The following is a 15,280-nucleotide window of genomic DNA, read 5'->3' as shown; positions in this document are numbered from 1 at the left end:
CACGGTGCTGCTGACCGCCCCCGTCCTGGCGGTCAGCCGAAGTAGGAGTCGAAGTTCTTCTGGAACTCCCAGTTCCCGTAGCGGTCCCAGTTCACCGACCACGTCATCAGACCGCGCAGGGCGGGCCAGGTCCCGTGGGGCGCGTACGAGCCGCAGTTCGTCTTCTTCGTGAGGCAGTCCAGGGCCTTGGTGACCTCGGACGGGGAGACGTAGCCGTTGCCCGCGTTCGTCGACGCCGGCATGCCGATGGCGACCTGGTCGGGGCGCAGCGGCGGGAAGACGTTGCCGGTGTCGCCGGCGACCGGGAAGCCGGTGAGGAGCATGTCGGTCATGGCGATGTGGAAGTCGGCGCCGCCCATGGAGTGGTACTGGTTGTCCAGGCCCATGATCGGGCCCGAGTTGTAGTCCTGGACGTGGAGCAGGGTCAGGTCGTCGCGCAGGGCGTGGATCACCGGGAGGTAGGCGCCGCAGCGCGGGTCCTGGCCGCCCCACTTGCCGCTGCCGTAGTACTGGTAGCCGTTCTGCACGAAGAAGGTCTCGGGGGCCATGGTCAGGACGAACTTGGCGCCGTACTTGGCCTTGAGGGTCTTCAGTGCCGAGATCAGGTTGACGATCACGGGGGTGGTCGGGTTCCGGAAGTCGGTGTCGCCGGTGTTCAGGGACAGCGAATGGCCCTCGAAGTCGACGTCGAGTCCGTCCAGGCCGTAGGTGTCGATGATCTTCGAGACGGAGGAGACGAAGGTGTCGCGGGCGGCCGTCGTGGTCAGCTGGACCTGGCCGTTCTGGCCGCCGATCGAGATCAGCACCTTCTTGCCGGCCGCCTGCTTGGCCCTGACAGCGGCCTTGAAGTCGGCGTCGCTCTCCACGTTCGGGCACTCGGTGACCGGGCAGCGGTCGAAGCGGATGTCGCCGGAGGTGGCCGAGGTGGGCTCACCGAAGGAGAGGTCGATGACGTCCCAGCTGTCGGGGACGTCCGCGAGGCGGGTGTAGCCGGCGCCGTTGGCGAAGCTGGCGTGGAGGTAGCCGACGAGGGCGTGGGCGGGCAGGTCGGCCGGGCCGCCGCCGGTGCCCGCGCCGGTCGTGGCGGTCACGGCCGTGGACTTCGCGGACTCGCCGGCGTCGTTGACCGCGGCGACCTGGAAGCTGTAGGCGGTGGAGGCCGCGAGTCCGGAGACGGTCGCCGACGTGCCGGTCACGGTCTGGACCCGGGCGCCGTCACGGTAGACGGCGTAGCCGGTGGCGCCGGTCACGGCCGACCAGGACAGGCCGACGGAGGACTGGGTCACGGAGGTGGTCCGCAGGCCGGCGGGCGCGGCGGGCGGCTGCCCGGTGCCGCTGCCGCCGGGGCCGACGAGGGTGATGTCGTCGGCGTTGTAGGCACCGGTGCCGTACCAGCCGTGGGTGCTGATCGTCACCTTGGTGGTCGTGGGCCCGGTACGGAAGGTGGTGCTCAGCTTCTGCCAGTCGGGGGCGGACTGGGTCCAGGTGGAGACGTCGGTGGTGCCGGTGCCGGCCGCGCCGAGGTAGACGTAGGAGCCGCGGACGTAGGCGGACAGGGTGTACTGCGCGTCGGGCTGGACGGCCACGGTCTGGCCGCACTGGGCGTTGTCGCCGCCCGCGGGGGTCGCCTGGAGGGCGGCCTTCCCGCTGTGCACGGGCGAGTCGACGGTCGTGCCGGCCGTGCAGGTCCAGCCGGTCAGGCCGGACTCGAAGCCGCCGTTGACGGCGATGTCCACGTCGGCCCCGTCGGCCACGTCGGCCGCGTCGGCGGCCGAGGAGAGCGCGGTGATGCCGGGCACGGCCAGCAGTGCGGTCGTGAGCACGGTGAGGACGGTGCCGGGACGTCTGGGGCGATCCACAAGGGATCCCGGGGTCAGGGGAGTTGACGGGGCCGAGCGGACACAACTTGGTCCAGACCAATCCTGTTGTCAAGGTGTCCGGGAGTCACCCGTCCGCGTTCCTCCGGCGCGCCGGCCCCGCCACCGCCTCGTGCATCGCCATCTCCAGCAGCGCCGGGTCGGTCAGCGTGCCCGAGCCGTCCGGCGGCACCAGCCAGCGCACCCCCCGGGTCGCCCGCCCCGGATACGGCACGACGATCCAGGTGCCGGACCCGGCGGTACGGATGCCGGTGCCGAGCCAGCGTGCCGCGGTGCCCGGCGGCACGAGGAACCCGACCCGCCTGTCGCCGGAGTCGGTGAGCACCGGCCCGGGCCGGTCGAGCATGCGGGTGAGCACGTCCAGGGTCGGACAGCCGAGGTCGCCCGGCAGGATGAGGACGTCCCATGCCCTGCCCGCGGGCAGCAGGGCGACCCCGAGCGGGTTGCGCTCCCACTCCCGGCGGCAGACTCCGGGGTCGGGTGCGACGGATGCCAGCCATTCGACCGCCGTCTTCTGCCCGGTCATCGAAGAACCTCCCTCTCTCGTCCGACGCGGTCGCGTCACGGGGAGAGAGGGAGGTCCGGGCGGAGCATTACGCGGGTTCGGCGTCCTTCTCGCGTGGTCCGGGAAACCGGACGGCCATCAGGGCCACCTCGGCCCGGCCGCGGTCAGCTGTCGAAGCCCAGACCGAGCCGGTCCATCGTCCGCAGCCACAGGTTCCGGCGGCCGCCGTGGGCGTCCGCCCGGGCCAGGGACCACTTGGTGAGGGCGATCCCGGTCCAGGCGAAGGGTTCCGGCGGGAACGGCAGCGGCTTCTTGCGGACCATCTCCAGCTCGGTCCGCTCGGTGCGCTCCCCGTCCAGCAGGTCCAGCATGACGTCCGCGCCGAAGCGGGTCGCGCCGACACCGAGGCCCGTGTAGCCGGCCGCGTAGGCCACGCGGCCCTGATGGGCGGTGCCGAAGAACGCCGAGAAGCGGGAGCAGGTGTCGATCGCGCCGCCCCAGGCGTGGGTGAAGCGGACGCCCTCCAACTGCGGGAAGCAGGTGAAGAAGTGGCCGGCGAGCTTGGCGTACGTCTCGGGCCGGTCGTCGTACTCGGCGCGGACCCGACCGCCGTACGGGTAGATCGCGTCGTAGCCGCCCCACAGGACGCGGTTGTCGGCGGACAGCCGGAAGTAGTGGAACTGGTTGGCGCTGTCCCCCAGCCCCTGCCGGTTCTTCCAGCCGATTTCCGCCAGCTGGTCGGGCGTGAGCGGTTCGGTCATCAGCGCGTAGTCGTAGACGGGGACGGTGTACGACCGCACGCGGCGCAGCAGGCTCGGGAAGATGTTCGTGCCGAGCGCCACCCTGCGGGCGCGGACCGCGCCATAGGGGGTGCGTACGGCCATGCCGCCGCCGTACTGCTTCAGCGTCAGCGCGGGCGTGTGTTCGTAGACCCGGACGCCGAGCCTGACGCACGCCTGCTTCAGGCCCCACGCCAGTTTCGCCGGGTGCAGCATGGCCACGCCCCTGCGGTCCCACAGGCCGGCCTCGAAGGTCGGCGAGTTCACCTGCTCGCGCACCGCGTCGGCGTCCAGGAACTCGATGCCGTCGGCGAGCCCCTTCTCCTCCAGTTCCCGGTGCCAGTCGCGCAGTTCCCAGGCCTGGTAGGTCTCGGTGGCGACGTCGATCTCGCCGGTGCGTTCGAAGTCGCAGTCGATGCCGTGCCGGGCGACGGCGGCCTCGATCTCGTCGAGGTTGCGCAGGCCCAGCTCCTGGAGCCGCTGTATCTCGCCGGGCCAGCGGGCGAGCCCGTTGGGCAGGCCGTGGGTGAGGGAGGCGGCGCAGAAGCCGCCGTTGCGGCCGGAGGCGGCCCAGCCCACCTCGCGGCCCTCCAGCAGCACCACGTCGCGCTGCGGGTCGCGCTCCTTGGCGTTGAGCGCGGTCCACAGTCCGCTGTAGCCGCCGCCGACGACCAGCAGGTCGCAGGTCTCGGTGCCGGTGAGGGCGGGTTCGGCGGGCGGCTTGCCGGGGTCCTCCAGCCAGTACGGCACCGGTCGTGCCTCGGAGAGTGAGGCGGTCCAGTTGTCTCTGCCACGGCTCATGGCGCTCGGGGCCATGATTTCAACTCCCTACGGGGGCTTATGCCTTGTGTTTGCTACGGCGACCGGTGACGACCATCGACGTCAGCACGAACAGCACGGCGACCAGGAACATGGCCGTGCCGATCACGTTGATCTGCACGGGTGTGCCGCGCTGCGCCGATCCCCACACGAACATGGGGAAGGTGACGGTCGAACCGGCGTTGAAGTTGGTGATGATGAAATCGTCGAAGGAGAGCGCGAAGGAGAGCAGCGCGCCCGCGGCGATCCCGGGTGCCGCGATGGGCAGGGTGACCCGCACGAAGGTCTGCCCGGGACCGGCGTACAGGTCCCGGGCGGCCTCCTCCAGACGCGGGTCCATCGACATCACGCGCGCCTTGACGGCGGTGACGACGAAGCTCAGGCAGAACATGATGTGCGCGATGAGGATCGTCCAGAAGCCCAGCTGCGCGCCCATGTTGAGGAACAGGGTGAGCAGCGAGGCGGCCATGACGACCTCGGGCATGGCCATCGGCAGGAAGATCAGCGAGTTGACGGCGCCGCGGGCGCGGAAGCGGTAGCGGACCAGCGCGAAGGAGATCATCGTGCCGAGGACGGTGGCGCCGACCGTCGCCCACACGGCGATCTGGAGGCTGAGGGACAGCGAGCCGCACATGCCGGCGACCCCGCACGGGTCCCGCCAGGCGTCCGTGGAGAACTGCTGCCACTCGTAGTTGAAGCGGCCCTTCGGCCGGTTGAAGGAGAACACCGTGACGATGACGTTCGGCAGCAGCAGATAGGCGAGCGTCAGCAGTCCCGCGATGACGACGAGACGGCGCTTGAGCCAGTTGACGAGGAGCATTTAGACCAGGTCCTCCGTCCCCGACCGGCGGATGTAGAGCGTGACCATGGCCAGGATCGCGGCCATGAGGATGAAGGAGAGCGCCGCCGCCGTCGGGTAGTCCAGGATGCGCAGGAACTGGGTCTGGATGACGTTGCCGATCATGCGGGTGTCGGTGGAGCCGAGGAGTTCGGCGTTGACGTAGTCGCCGGCCGCCGGGATGAACGTCAGCAGGGTCCCGGAGACCACGCCCGGCATCGACAGCGGGAAGGTCACCTTGCGGAAGGTGGTCCAGGGCTTGGCGTACAGATCGCCGGCCGCCTCGTGCAGCCGCCCGTCGATCCGCTCCAGCGAGCTGTACAGCGGCAGGATCATGAACGGCAGGAAGTTGTACGTCAGTCCGCAGACGACCGCCAGCGGGGTGGCCAGCACCCGGTCGCCGGCCGTCCAGCCGAGCCAGTCGGTCAGGTCCAGGATGTGCAGCGAGTTGAGCGTGTGCACGACCGGGCCGTTGTCGGCGAGGATCGTCTTCCAGGCCAGGGTGCGGATCAGGAAGCTGGTGAAGAACGGCGCGATCACCAGGATCATGATCAGGTTCCGCCAGCGGCCCGCGCGGAAGGCGATCAGATAGGCGAGCGGGTAGCCGAGGAGCAGGCAGAGCGCGGTCGCGGCGGCGGCGTAGAGGACGGACCGCAGGAACTGCGGCCAGTACTCGGACAGGGCGTCCCAGTACGTCGCCAGGTGCCAGGTGACCTTGTAGCCCTGTTCCAGGGAGCCGGTCTGCACGGACGTGGAGGCCTGGTAGAGCATCGGCAGCGCGAAGAAGACGACCAGCCACAGCAGGCCGGGCAGCAGCAGCCAGTACGGCGTGAACCGGCCGCGTCTGCGCGGGGGCCTCTTCTGCGGCGCGGTCGGACTGAGCGGCGGGGGCGCCTCGGTGAGCGTCGACATCAGGCGGCGACCTCTTCCTCGGTGCCCGCGTCGATGTCCTGCGCCGCGTCGAGGCCGAAGGTGTGCGCCGGGCTCCAGTGCAGGACCACCTCGGCGCCGGGGACGAGCCGGCCGTCGCGCTCGACGTTCTGCACGTACACCGACAGCTCCTCGCAGACGGGACTGTCGATGACGTACTGCGTGGAGACACCGATGAAGCTCGCGTCGGCGATTCGGCCGGTGATGCGGTTGCGGCCCGCGGGGACGGAGCCGGCGTCGTCGGCGTGCGTGAGGGAGATCTTCTCCGGGCGGATGCCGACCAGCACCGTGCCGCCGGCCGTCGTCGGGGCCGAACACCGCGCCTCGGGCAGCACCAGCTTGCCGCCGCCCGCCGTGAGCACGAGGTCGTCGCCGCTGCGGGTGTCGACCTCGGCGCGGATGAGGTTGGAGGTGCCGAGGAAGTTCGCGACGAAGGTGGTCCGCGGGTTCTCGTACAGGTCGGCCGGCGAACCGAGCTGCTCGACCCGGCCGCCGTTCATCACGGCGACCGTGTCGGCCATGGTCATGGCCTCCTCCTGGTCGTGCGTGACATGGACGAAGGTGATGCCGACCTCGGTCTGGATCCGTTTCAGCTCCAGCTGCATCTGGCGGCGCAGCTTGAGGTCGAGGGCGCCGAGGGGCTCGTCGAGGAGAAGCACCTTCGGGTGGTTGATGAGGGCGCGGGCGACGGCCACGCGCTGCTGCTGGCCACCGGAGAGCTGATGCGGCTTCTTGCGCGCCTGCTCGCCCAGCTGGACCAGGTCCAGCATCTCCTCGACCTGCTTCTTCACGCTCTTCACACCGCGCCGGCGCAGGCCGAAGGCGACGTTCTCGAAGATGTCCAGGTGCGGGAAGAGGGCGTAGGACTGGAAGACCGTGTTCACGGGCCGCTTGTACGGCGGCAGGTGCGTGACGTCCTCCTCACCGAGGCGGACGGTGCCCGACGTGGGCTCCTCCAGGCCGGCGATCATGCGCAGGGTCGTGGTCTTGCCGCAGCCGGAGGCGCCGAGCAGGGCGAAGAAGGAGCCCTGGGGCACGGTCAGGTCCAGCGGGTGTACGGCGGTGAAGGAGCCGTAGGTCTTGGAGATACCGGAGAGGCGGACGTCGCCGCTGTTGTCTGGTGTCGTCTTCATCGTCGTCGTCACGCCCCTGTGAGCTTCGCGAACTTCTCTTCGTAGGCCGTCTCTTCCTTCTGGCTCAGGGAGCGGAAGGCATGGGACTTCGCCTGCATGGCCTTGTCGGGAACGATCAGCGGGTTGTCCGCCGCGTCTTTGTCGATCTTCGCAAGGTACGGCTTCACCCCGTCGACCGGCGTCACGTAGTTGATGTACGCGGCGAGTTCCGCGGCCTGCCGGGGCTCGTAGTAGAAGTCGATGAGCCGCTCGGCGTTCGTCTTGTGGCGCGCCCTGTTCGGTACGCACATGTTGTCGGTCGACGTCATGTAGCCGCTGTCCGGTACGACGAAGTCGACGTCCGGGCTGTCCGCCTTGAGCTGGACGACGTCGCCCGCCCAGGCCACGCAGGCCGCGAAGTCGCCCTTGGTGAGGTCGGACGTGTAGTCGTTGCCGGTGAAGCGGCGGATCTGGCCCTTGTCGACGGCCTTCTGGAGACGGGCGATGGCCGCGTCGAAGTCGTCGTCGGTGAAGTTCCCCGGGTCTTTGCCCATGTCGAGGAGGGTCATGCCGACGGAGTCGCGCATCTCCGACAGGAAGCCGACGCGCCCCTTGAGCCGGGGGTTGTCCAGCAGGTCGGAGATCGAGGTGACCTGGACGCCGTCGAGTGCCTTCTTGTTGTAGGCGATGACGGTGGAGATGCCCTGCCAGGGGTAGGAGTACGCCCGCCCCGGGTCCCAGTCCGGGTCGCGGAACTGGGCCGAGAGGTTGCTGTAGGCGTGCGGCAGGTTGGACGGGTCCAGTTTCTGGACCCAGCCGAGCCGGATGAGCCGGGCGGCCAGCCAGTCGGTCAGGACGATGATGTCGCGGCCGGTGTCCTGGCCTGCGGCGAGCTGCGGCTTGAGCTTGCCGAAGAACTCGTTGTTGTCGTTGATGTCCTCGCTGTACCTGACCGTGATCCCGGTCCGCCTGCGGAACGTGTCGAGCGTCGGGTGGCGCTTCCCCTTGTCGTCGACATCGATGTACTCGGTCCAGTTGGAGAAGTTCACCACCTTCTCCTTGGCCGAGTGGTCCTCGGCGGAGGTGCCGCCCTGGCTCTTGCCGGCCGCGGGGATCCCGCAGGCGCTCAGCGCCCCGAGGCCGCCGGCCGCGAGCGCACCGCCGGCGGACGCCCTCAGCAGCGACCGGCGGGTCAGGCCGGCCCTGCCGTTGCGGAGGCTGCGCCGCATGGCCGCGAGTTGCGGCGGGGTCAGGCGGTCGGGCTCGTACTGCTCCATGCGCGTGGTGCCCTTTCGGGAGGGATCGGCCTGGTCACTGGCCTGTCGTCGCTAGCGGTCCCCGAAAATCGTGCGGTGCCAGTCCTTCCGCGCCACCGCCGTGTTGTCGAACATTACGTGTTTGACCTGTGTGTACTCCTCGAACGAGTACGCCGACATGTCCTTGCCGAAGCCGGAGGCCTTGTAGCCGCCGTGCGGCATCTCGCTGATGATCGGGATGTGGTCGTTGATCCACACGCAGCCCGCCTTGATCTCGCGGGTGGCACGGTTGGCGCGGTAGACGTCGCGGCTCCACGCGGAGGCGGCGAGGCCGTACGGTGTGTCGTTGGCCAGCCGGATGCCCTCATCATCACCGTCGAACGGCAGTACGACCAGTACGGGACCGAAAATCTCCGACCGGACGACCTCGCTGTCCTGCGGGGCGCCGGCGATCAGGGTGGGCCGGTAGTAGGCGCCCTTCCCGAGGTCTCCCCCGGGGGCCTCGCCGCCGGTCACCACGCGCGCGTAGGCACGCGCCCGGTCCACGAAGCCGGCGACCCGGTCGCGCTGCGCGTGCGAGATCAGCGGCCCGAGGTCGGTACCGGGTGCGAACGGGTCCCCGAGCCGCACGGTCTCCATCAGCGCGGCCGTCCGCTCGACGAACGCCTCGTACAGCGGTCGCTGCACGTACGCGCGCGTGGCGGCCGTGCAGTCCTGGCCGGTGTTGATGAGCGCGCCGGCGACCGCGCCGTGGACCGCGGCCTCCAGGTCGGCGTCGTCGAAGACGACGAAGGGGGCCTTGCCGCCCAGTTCCAGATGCAGCCGCTTGACGGTCGCGGTGGCGACCTCGGCGACCCGCTTGCCGACACCGGTGGAGCCGGTGAAGGAGGTCATGGCCACGTCCGGATGGCCGACCAGGTGCTCCCCGGCCTCCCGCCCGGTCCCGGTGACGATGTTGACCACCCCGTCCGGGATGCCGGCGTCGGTGGCGGCCCGGGCGAACAGCAGCGAGGTCAACGGGGTCAGCTCGGCGGGCTTCAGCACGATCGTGTTGCCCGCGGCGATCGCCGGGAGGATCTTCCAGGCGGCCATCTGGAGCGGGTAGTTCCAGGGCGCGATCGACCCCACCACCCCGATGGGCTCGCGCCGGACGTACGAGGTGTGGTCGCCGGAGTACTCACCGGCGGACTGCCCCTGCAGATGCCGGGCGGCGCCCGCGAAGAACGCGGTGTTGTCGATGGTGCCCGGCACGTCGAACTCGCGGGTGAGCTTCAGCGGCTTGCCGCACTGCAGGGACTCGGCGCGGGCGAGCTCCTCGGCGCGGTCGGCGAGCACGGCCGCGAACCGGTGCAGGGCGTCCGAGCGCTCGCCCGGGGTCGCGGCGGCCCAGCCCGGGAAGGCCGCGCGTGCGGCCGCGACGGCCGCGTCGACGTCGTCGGCACCGGCCAGTTCGTACGTGTACACCCCCTCGCCGCTCGCGGGATCGACCACGGTGTGGGTGTGACCCGAGGTGCCCCTGGTCAGCCGGCCCGCGATGAACTGCGCGCCGTCCGCGAGGCGGTCCTGCGCGGCGAACCGTCCCTCTGCGGGGAATCGTTCCGGGGTGGCGGTGCCCGGGTTGTGCATGTCGCTCTCCTCCGCCGTTCGCCCCGTCCCGGTGGGCGGGTGGCGTAGCTCCAGCTCGATTTGAGTGCCGATCCTGACAGAGGGAGTGGTCGTCAACAAGTGATTCCGTTGTTGCCTTTTGGTTACGCGACGGAATCTGTCGACCAGGTGTCGAGTCGGGAGGGAAAAGGGCGGACGGAGTGTCAGTGGTGCCTGCCACACTCGCGTGCATGGGGAAGATCGACGGGCTGGAAGCCCTGATCAGGGAGGTCCGGGCCGGGTCCCGGATCAAGTACCTCCACTTCTGGGGGCACCGGCCGCGGGCAGACGGCCGGATCGGCGCGAGCTGTCTCAGCCAGTGGTGGCCGTCACCCTTCGTGGTGGACGGTGTGCCGTACGCGACGGCCGAGCACTGGATGATGGCCGGCAAGGCCCGGCTGTTCGGCGACGAGGAGGCGGAGCGGCGGGTGCTGGCCGCGAAGCATCCCGCCGAGGCGAAGAAGGCGGGCCGCCTGGTCCGGGGCTTCGACGGCGCGACCTGGGAGCGGGAGCGGTTCCGGATCGTGGTCGAGGGCAGCGTGCACAAGTTCGCGGCCGACGAGAACCTGCTCCAGTACCTGCTCGGCACCGGTGACCGGGTCCTGGTGGAGGCCAGTCCGGTCGACCCCGTGTGGGGCATCGGCCTGGCGGCGGACGACGACGCGGCCGGCGACCCGCAACGCTGGCAGGGCCAGAACCTGCTCGGCTTCGCACTGATGGAAGCGCGGGAGAGATTGGCGGGGGCGGGGGCCTGAGGGGGGCCGGCACCTGGGGGAGGCGGACCTGAGCGGGGCGAGAGGCTGAGCGGGGGCCGGCGTCCAGGCGGAGGCGAACCTGAGCGGGAGCGGGACCGAGTGGGGGTGGCCCGCCCGGGGCGCGAGCCTGAAGCGGGGGTGGGACCCGAACGGGGCGGGGGCACCCGCAGGGACGGGAACCCGAAAGAAAGCAGGCGCCGACGCAGGGGGGCGGGGAAAGGCCCGAGCCGCATGGGAAGGGCCGGGCGAAGGCCCGAGCCGCAACGGAGGCAGGCGCCGGAACCGGGGCGGGGACGCAGCGGAGGCTGGAACGGGGGCGGGAGCCAGACCGGAGGCAGGCGCCGGAACCGGGGCGGGGGCCGGACCGGCGGCAGGCGCCGGGACGCGGCGGGCCCCGAACCGGAAGTGGGTGCCCGAGCGGTGAGGTGGGCCGCGACGCGGGGACGGGAGCCCGACCGGAGGCAAGGCGCCGGAACGGGGAGCGGTTACGGGGGCCCGGAGCCGGAGGCCGGTTGTCCAGGCGGGGACGCGGCCCGAGCCGGGGCGGGAACCGGGGCGCGAGCCCGAGCCGGGTCGGGACGTCGTCCGGAGGTGGGGATCCTCAGGTGTACACCGCGACGGCGAAGGCGAGCAGGGCCGCCACCAGGACGATCCCCGCGGCCCCGCAGATGATGCCGGCCAGGGCCACGCCCGGGTTGGTCGCCTCGCCGCGGCGGACCTTGGACCTGCCCACCGCGCCGAAGATCACGGCCAGGACGCCGAGCACCAGTGCCACCGGCCACAGCAGGAAGCCGGCCGCCGCGATGATGCCCAGCACCAGCGAGGCCGTCCCCATGCCGTTGCTCGGAACCGGCTGCGTTCCGGGCCAGGCGTGGCCGGGAACGCCGCCGTACGGGGCGGGCGAGGAGCCCGGGTAGCCGTACGCCGGGGCCGTTCCCGGGTAGCCGTACGGCACCTGACCGGGGCCGCCGGGCGCGATGGGCGGCGGCACCGGGTCCGGCGCCCCCTGGCGTGCGATGGGAGGCACCGGCGGGGCGTAGGGGTTCGGCTGCGGGATGCCGGCCGACGGCGCGAACGGGTTCGGCTGCGGGGCCGGGGTCGCGGCGGAGGCCGGGGGCGCGTACGGGTTGCCCCGCGGGGCCGGAGTCGGCGGCGCGTACGGGTCCGCGTGCTGGACCGAGGGTGACGACGGCGGCGCGTACGGGTTGCCCTGCGTGGCCGGAGTCGGCGGCGCGTACGGGTCCGCGTGCTGGGCCGGGGTCGTGGGGGTGGAGCCGGCGGCCGGGCTCGCCCATGGCGCCGCGGCGGCGGGCGCGTCCGGGGCCGCTGGGAACGAGGTCAGCGTCCGCTGGTCGTGGACGGAACCGGGGCCGGAAACGGGGGCCGGGACCGCGTCCCGCACCGGTGCCTCCCGCGCGGCCCGGGCCGCGTCCTTGTCCAGGGAGACCCGGGGCGCCCCGGACCCGTGCCCGGCGGCCTGCTCCTCCGGCGTGGACTGCGGCACCTCGTCGGACATGGTGGAAGGACCCCTCTGCTGGACGTCCCGTCATGCTACGGGCAGGCCGGGACAGCACGGCCCGGGGCCTACGATGATCCGGCGTCACCGATCAGCCGATCACCGCGCCCGCACGACCGACGCCGTCCGGCGGGCGCCCGTCCCGGAGGACCCCTTGACCGACAGCTCCGTACCCGCCGCCGGCACCGCCGGCCGCGATCTGCGCGCCTTCATCGCCGGGCTGCCCAAGGCCGAGCTGCACGTGCACCACGTCGGCTCCGCCTCCCCCCGGATCGTCTCGGAACTGGCCGCCCGCCACCCCGACTCCAAGGTCCCCACCGACCCCGAGGCCCTGGCCGACTACTTCACCTTCACGGACTTCGCGCACTTCATCGAGGTGTACCTGTCGGTCGTGGACCTCGTCCGCACCCCGGAGGACGTCCGGCTGCTCACCTACGAGGTGGCCCGGGACCTGGCCCGGCAGCAGGTGCGGTACGCCGAGCTGACCATCACCCCCTTCTCCTCCACCCGCCGCGGGATCGAGGAGCGGTCCTTCATGGCCGCGATCGAGGACGCCCGCAAGGCGGCCGAGGCCGAGTTCGGGACCGTACTGCGCTGGTGCTTCGACATACCCGGCGAGGCCGGTCTAGAGGCGGCCGAGGAGACCACGCGGCTGGCCACCGACGACCGGATCCGCCCGGAGGGCCTGGTGTCGTTCGGACTCGGCGGCCCCGAGATCGGCGTACCCCGGCCGCAGTTCAAGCCGTACTTCGACCGGGCCCTCGCCGCCGGCCTGCACTCCGTTCCGCACGCCGGTGAGACGACCGGCCCGCAGACGGTGTGGGACGCGCTGACCGAGTTGCGCGCCGAGCGGATCGGGCACGGCACCAGCTCCGCGCGCGATCCCCGGCTGCTCGCCCACCTCGCCGAGGACCGCATCCCGCTGGAGGTGTGCCCGACCTCCAACCTCGCCACCCGCGCGGTCCGCACCCTGGACGAGCACCCGCTCGCGGAGTTCGCGCGCGCCGGGGTGCTGGTCACGATCAACTCGGACGACCCGCCCATGTTCGGCACCGACCTCAACAACGAGTACGCGGTGGCCGCCCGCCTCCTCGGCCTGGACGAGCACGGTCTCGCCGACCTCGCGAAGAACGCCGTCGGGGCCTCGTTCCTGGACGCGGAGGGCAAGGCACGGATCATCGCGGAGATCGACACGTACACCGCCGGGCGGCTCGCTTCCTGACGCCCACCACAATGGGGTCATGCAGACCGTGACCGCCGTGGCCCACCGCGGCGACCCCTACCGTTCCCGTGAGAACACGACCGACTCGCTGCGTTCCGCGCTCGACCGGGGTGCGGACGCCGTCGAGATCGACGTACGGCTCACCCGTGACGGCGTCCCCGTGCTGCTGCACGACGACACGCTCCAGCGGTTGTGGGGAGTGCGGCGGCCGCTGCGCGCGCTGTCCGCCGAGGAGGTGCGCGGCCTCACGGCGGGCGGTGTGCCGACGCTGGCGGAGGCGTTGTCCGCGACCGGTGAGGCCCGGGTGATGGTGGACCTGTGCGGAAGGGTCGACCGCCGGACGGTCGAGCGGGTCCTGGACGCCGTACGGCAGAGCGGGGCCCGGGACCGCGCCTACTACTGCGCGGGCGCCGAGGCGATGCTCGCCGTCCGGGCCGCCGACCCGGCCGCCGAGATCGCCCTGACCTGGACGTCCCTGGCTCCGCCCCGGCCCGCGCTGCTGGCGGCGGTGCGCCCCCGCTGGCTCAACTACCGGTTCCCGCTGGTCGACCGGGAGCTGGCCGTCCGGGTCCACCGCGACGGCTGCCTGCTGTCGGTGTGGACCCCGGACACCCGCCGCGCCATGCGCCGGCTGCTGGACCTCGGCGTCGACTCCATCACGACGAACCGCATCGACGTCCTGCACAGCCTGCGCGCCCCGGTGTTCCCGCCGGCCCCGGTGGACCAGCTGTCCCCGTAGGGGTGATCCCTGGCAATCCCCTTGAGGAGAGGGGGAGTCGATCGGGGACGAACAGGGGTCGCGTGCCGTCCTCGGTGAGGATCCGCCCTCCGCCCCGGCGCCGGAGGATGATCTCGCGCCCTCTTCCCGATCTCCTCAAGGAGCCCCCGTATGCGCCGGAACAGCCGATCCCTCCTCCTGGCCGCCGGTCTCGTCGCCGCGCTGGCCGCCGGCCCGCTGGCCGCACCCGCGTCCGCCGCCCCGATGGCACCGGCCTCCGCCGGTGCCACGGCCGGCCCGGACGGCGAGGCACTCTCCGCCGCGATCGCCGGCCTCCCCGACCAGGACGCCACCGCCGCGCTGCTGCGCGTCGGCGGCGACGGGACCTGGCGCGGGACGGCCGGCGTACGGGACGTCAGGACCGGGGCCCCGGCGCTGGAGAACGGGCGGTTCCGGGCCGGGTCCGTGACGAAGGTGGTCACCGCGTCGATCGTGCTGCAGCTCGCCGCGGAGGGCCGGATCGACCTGGACGGCACCGTGCAGCGGTACCTTCCGGGCCTGCTCACCGACGAGTTCGCCCCCGTCACCGTACGGCAGCTGCTCGACTACACCAGCGGCCTGCGCCCGGGGGCGTCACTCGGCGACACGGTCGAGGACGGCTACCCGCACCGCTTCGAGACGCTGACGCCCCGGCAGGTCGTGGCGGCGTCCGTCGCGCAGGGCCCCGCGCACGCGCCGGGCACGCGGCAGGACTACGGCAACATCCACTACACCGTGCTCGGCATGCTCATCGAGAAGGTGACCGGTGACACGTACGCGCACCAGGCCGAGGTGCGGATCTTCCGGCCGCTCGGCATGCGGCACAGCTCGTTCCCGGCCGGCCCGGATCCCCGCATCCACGGGCCGCACAACCGCGGTTACGACTGGATCGACGGCAAGCTGGTCGACGTGACCGACTGGAACATGACGGACCGTTTCGCCGCCGGCGACCTGATCTCGACCGGCGCCGATCTGGAGCGGCTGCTGGTGGGGCTGTTCCGCGGCCGGGTGGTGCCCGAGCCGCAGCTGACGGAGATGTTCACGCTGCCCGACGTGCCCGGGGCGCGGTACGGGGCGGGACTGGAGCGGTTCGAACTGAACGGCCGGGTGATCTGGGGCAAGACCGGCTCGCGCCCGGGCTACGCGACGGTGATCGCGGCGACCCGGGACCTGTCCCGCACCCTGGTCTATTCGGTCAACTCCACGGACGCCAAGGGCGACGGCCTCACCGTCGCCCAGCGTTTCGCGTTCCCCGCGTTCAACCGCTGAC

At 71.7% G+C, this 15,280-nt stretch carries 12 protein-coding genes and 1 pseudogene; 4 read left to right on the top strand and 9 right to left on the bottom strand.

Features of this window, described 5'->3' with window-relative positions:
• Positions 1 to 32: 32 nt before the first annotated feature.
• The 8 genes from ACGFT1_RS33130 to ACGFT1_RS33095 all read right to left on the bottom strand — a co-directional run bounded on the left by ACGFT1_RS33130 (position 33) and on the right by ACGFT1_RS33095 (position 9,742).
• On the bottom strand, positions 33 to 1,859 hold the full coding sequence (locus tag ACGFT1_RS33130) for a chitinase (RefSeq protein ID WP_373912685.1): 1,827 nt from the start codon (positions 1,857 to 1,859) through the stop codon (positions 33 to 35).
• A gap of 85 nt (positions 1,860 to 1,944) precedes the next feature.
• Positions 1,945 to 2,403, bottom strand: coding sequence for a hypothetical protein (locus ACGFT1_RS33125; RefSeq protein WP_373912684.1), 459 nt, complete (start codon positions 2,401 to 2,403; stop codon positions 1,945 to 1,947).
• 143 nt (positions 2,404 to 2,546) lie between these two features.
• Complete coding sequence (locus ACGFT1_RS33120; protein WP_373912683.1) at positions 2,547 to 3,977, bottom strand: NAD(P)/FAD-dependent oxidoreductase; 1,431 nt, start codon at positions 3,975 to 3,977, stop codon at positions 2,547 to 2,549.
• A 22-nt stretch (positions 3,978 to 3,999) separates the two neighbouring features.
• The gene (locus tag ACGFT1_RS33115) at positions 4,000 to 4,800 is read right to left on the bottom strand and encodes an ABC transporter permease (protein WP_373912682.1); all 801 of its coding nucleotides are present in this window, start codon (positions 4,798 to 4,800) and stop codon (positions 4,000 to 4,002) included.
• The gene (locus ACGFT1_RS33110) at positions 4,801 to 5,730 is read right to left on the bottom strand and encodes an ABC transporter permease (RefSeq protein ID WP_373912681.1); all 930 of its coding nucleotides are present in this window, start codon (positions 5,728 to 5,730) and stop codon (positions 4,801 to 4,803) included. It lies immediately after the preceding gene.
• Positions 5,730 to 6,881: an ABC transporter ATP-binding protein gene (locus ACGFT1_RS33105; protein WP_362224108.1), complete on the bottom strand. Its 1,152-nt coding sequence runs from the start codon at positions 6,879 to 6,881 to the stop codon at positions 5,730 to 5,732. Before ACGFT1_RS33105 ends, ACGFT1_RS33110 begins: the two co-directional genes overlap by 1 nt.
• Before the next feature lie 8 nt (positions 6,882 to 6,889).
• Positions 6,890 to 8,137 carry a spermidine/putrescine ABC transporter substrate-binding protein gene (locus ACGFT1_RS33100; RefSeq protein ID WP_373912680.1) on the bottom strand — a complete coding sequence of 416 codons (1,248 nt, stop codon included), beginning with the start codon at positions 8,135 to 8,137 and terminating at the stop codon, positions 6,890 to 6,892.
• A gap of 51 nt (positions 8,138 to 8,188) precedes the next feature.
• Entirely contained in the window at positions 8,189 to 9,742 is a 1,554-nt protein-coding gene (locus ACGFT1_RS33095) for a gamma-aminobutyraldehyde dehydrogenase (protein ID WP_373912679.1), read from the bottom strand.
• A 209-nt stretch (positions 9,743 to 9,951) separates the two neighbouring features.
• Here ACGFT1_RS33095 and ACGFT1_RS33090 point away from each other — a divergent pair, with 209 nt between their 5' ends.
• Positions 9,952 to 10,515, top strand: coding sequence for an NADAR family protein (locus ACGFT1_RS33090; protein ID WP_373912678.1), 564 nt, complete (start codon positions 9,952 to 9,954; stop codon positions 10,513 to 10,515).
• Between the two features lie 601 nt (positions 10,516 to 11,116).
• On the opposite strand, the gene ACGFT1_RS33085 is transcribed toward ACGFT1_RS33090, so the two are convergent.
• Complete coding sequence (locus ACGFT1_RS33085; RefSeq protein ID WP_373912677.1) at positions 11,117 to 12,031, bottom strand: DUF4190 domain-containing protein; 915 nt, start codon at positions 12,029 to 12,031, stop codon at positions 11,117 to 11,119.
• Between the two features lie 18 nt (positions 12,032 to 12,049).
• On the opposite strand from ACGFT1_RS33085, the pseudogene ACGFT1_RS33080 reads away from it, so the two are divergent.
• The 3 genes and pseudogenes from ACGFT1_RS33080 (at position 12,050) to ACGFT1_RS33070 (ending at position 15,279) form a co-directional block, all read left to right on the top strand.
• Positions 12,050 to 13,253: pseudogene (locus ACGFT1_RS33080) on the top strand (adenosine deaminase).
• Positions 13,254 to 13,272: 19 nt separating this feature from the next.
• On the top strand, positions 13,273 to 13,992 hold the full coding sequence (locus ACGFT1_RS33075) for a glycerophosphodiester phosphodiesterase (RefSeq protein WP_373912676.1): 720 nt from the start codon (positions 13,273 to 13,275) through the stop codon (positions 13,990 to 13,992).
• A 150-nt stretch (positions 13,993 to 14,142) separates the two neighbouring features.
• Positions 14,143 to 15,279 carry a serine hydrolase domain-containing protein gene (locus ACGFT1_RS33070; protein ID WP_373912675.1) on the top strand — a complete coding sequence of 379 codons (1,137 nt, stop codon included), beginning with the start codon at positions 14,143 to 14,145 and terminating at the stop codon, positions 15,277 to 15,279.
• The last annotated feature ends 1 nt before the right edge of the window (position 15,280 follow it).

This window comes from Streptomyces sp. Y20 (genome assembly GCF_043195475.1).
Classification (GTDB): domain Bacteria; phylum Actinomycetota; class Actinomycetes; order Streptomycetales; family Streptomycetaceae; genus Streptomyces.
The sequence above is the reverse complement of the archived record's forward strand: the minus strand, read 5'-3'. Positions and strand labels throughout refer to the sequence as shown.

What these genes read in the sequence shown, in the direction of transcription:
- ACGFT1_RS33115 (WP_373912682.1), bottom strand. Translation starts at nt 4,800, where the DNA reads ATGCTCCTCGTCAACTGGCTCAAGCGCCGTCTCGTCGTCATCGCGGGA.
- ACGFT1_RS33125 (WP_373912684.1), bottom strand. Translation starts at nt 2,403, where the DNA reads ATGACCGGGCAGAAGACGGCGGTCGAATGGCTGGCATCCGTCGCACCC.
- ACGFT1_RS33105 (WP_362224108.1), bottom strand. Translation starts at nt 6,881, where the DNA reads ATGAAGACGACACCAGACAACAGCGGCGACGTCCGCCTCTCCGGTATC.
- ACGFT1_RS33090 (WP_373912678.1), top strand. Translation starts at nt 9,952, where the DNA reads ATGGGGAAGATCGACGGGCTGGAAGCCCTGATCAGGGAGGTCCGGGCC.
- ACGFT1_RS33075 (WP_373912676.1), top strand. Translation starts at nt 13,273, where the DNA reads ATGCAGACCGTGACCGCCGTGGCCCACCGCGGCGACCCCTACCGTTCC.
- ACGFT1_RS33095 (WP_373912679.1), bottom strand. Translation starts at nt 9,742, where the DNA reads ATGCACAACCCGGGCACCGCCACCCCGGAACGATTCCCCGCAGAGGGA.
- ACGFT1_RS33070 (WP_373912675.1), top strand. Translation starts at nt 14,143, where the DNA reads ATGCGCCGGAACAGCCGATCCCTCCTCCTGGCCGCCGGTCTCGTCGCC.
- ACGFT1_RS33100 (WP_373912680.1), bottom strand. Translation starts at nt 8,137, where the DNA reads ATGGAGCAGTACGAGCCCGACCGCCTGACCCCGCCGCAACTCGCGGCC.
- ACGFT1_RS33120 (WP_373912683.1), bottom strand. Translation starts at nt 3,977, where the DNA reads ATGGCCCCGAGCGCCATGAGCCGTGGCAGAGACAACTGGACCGCCTCA.
- ACGFT1_RS33085 (WP_373912677.1), bottom strand. Translation starts at nt 12,031, where the DNA reads ATGTCCGACGAGGTGCCGCAGTCCACGCCGGAGGAGCAGGCCGCCGGG.
- ACGFT1_RS33110 (WP_373912681.1), bottom strand. Translation starts at nt 5,730, where the DNA reads ATGTCGACGCTCACCGAGGCGCCCCCGCCGCTCAGTCCGACCGCGCCG.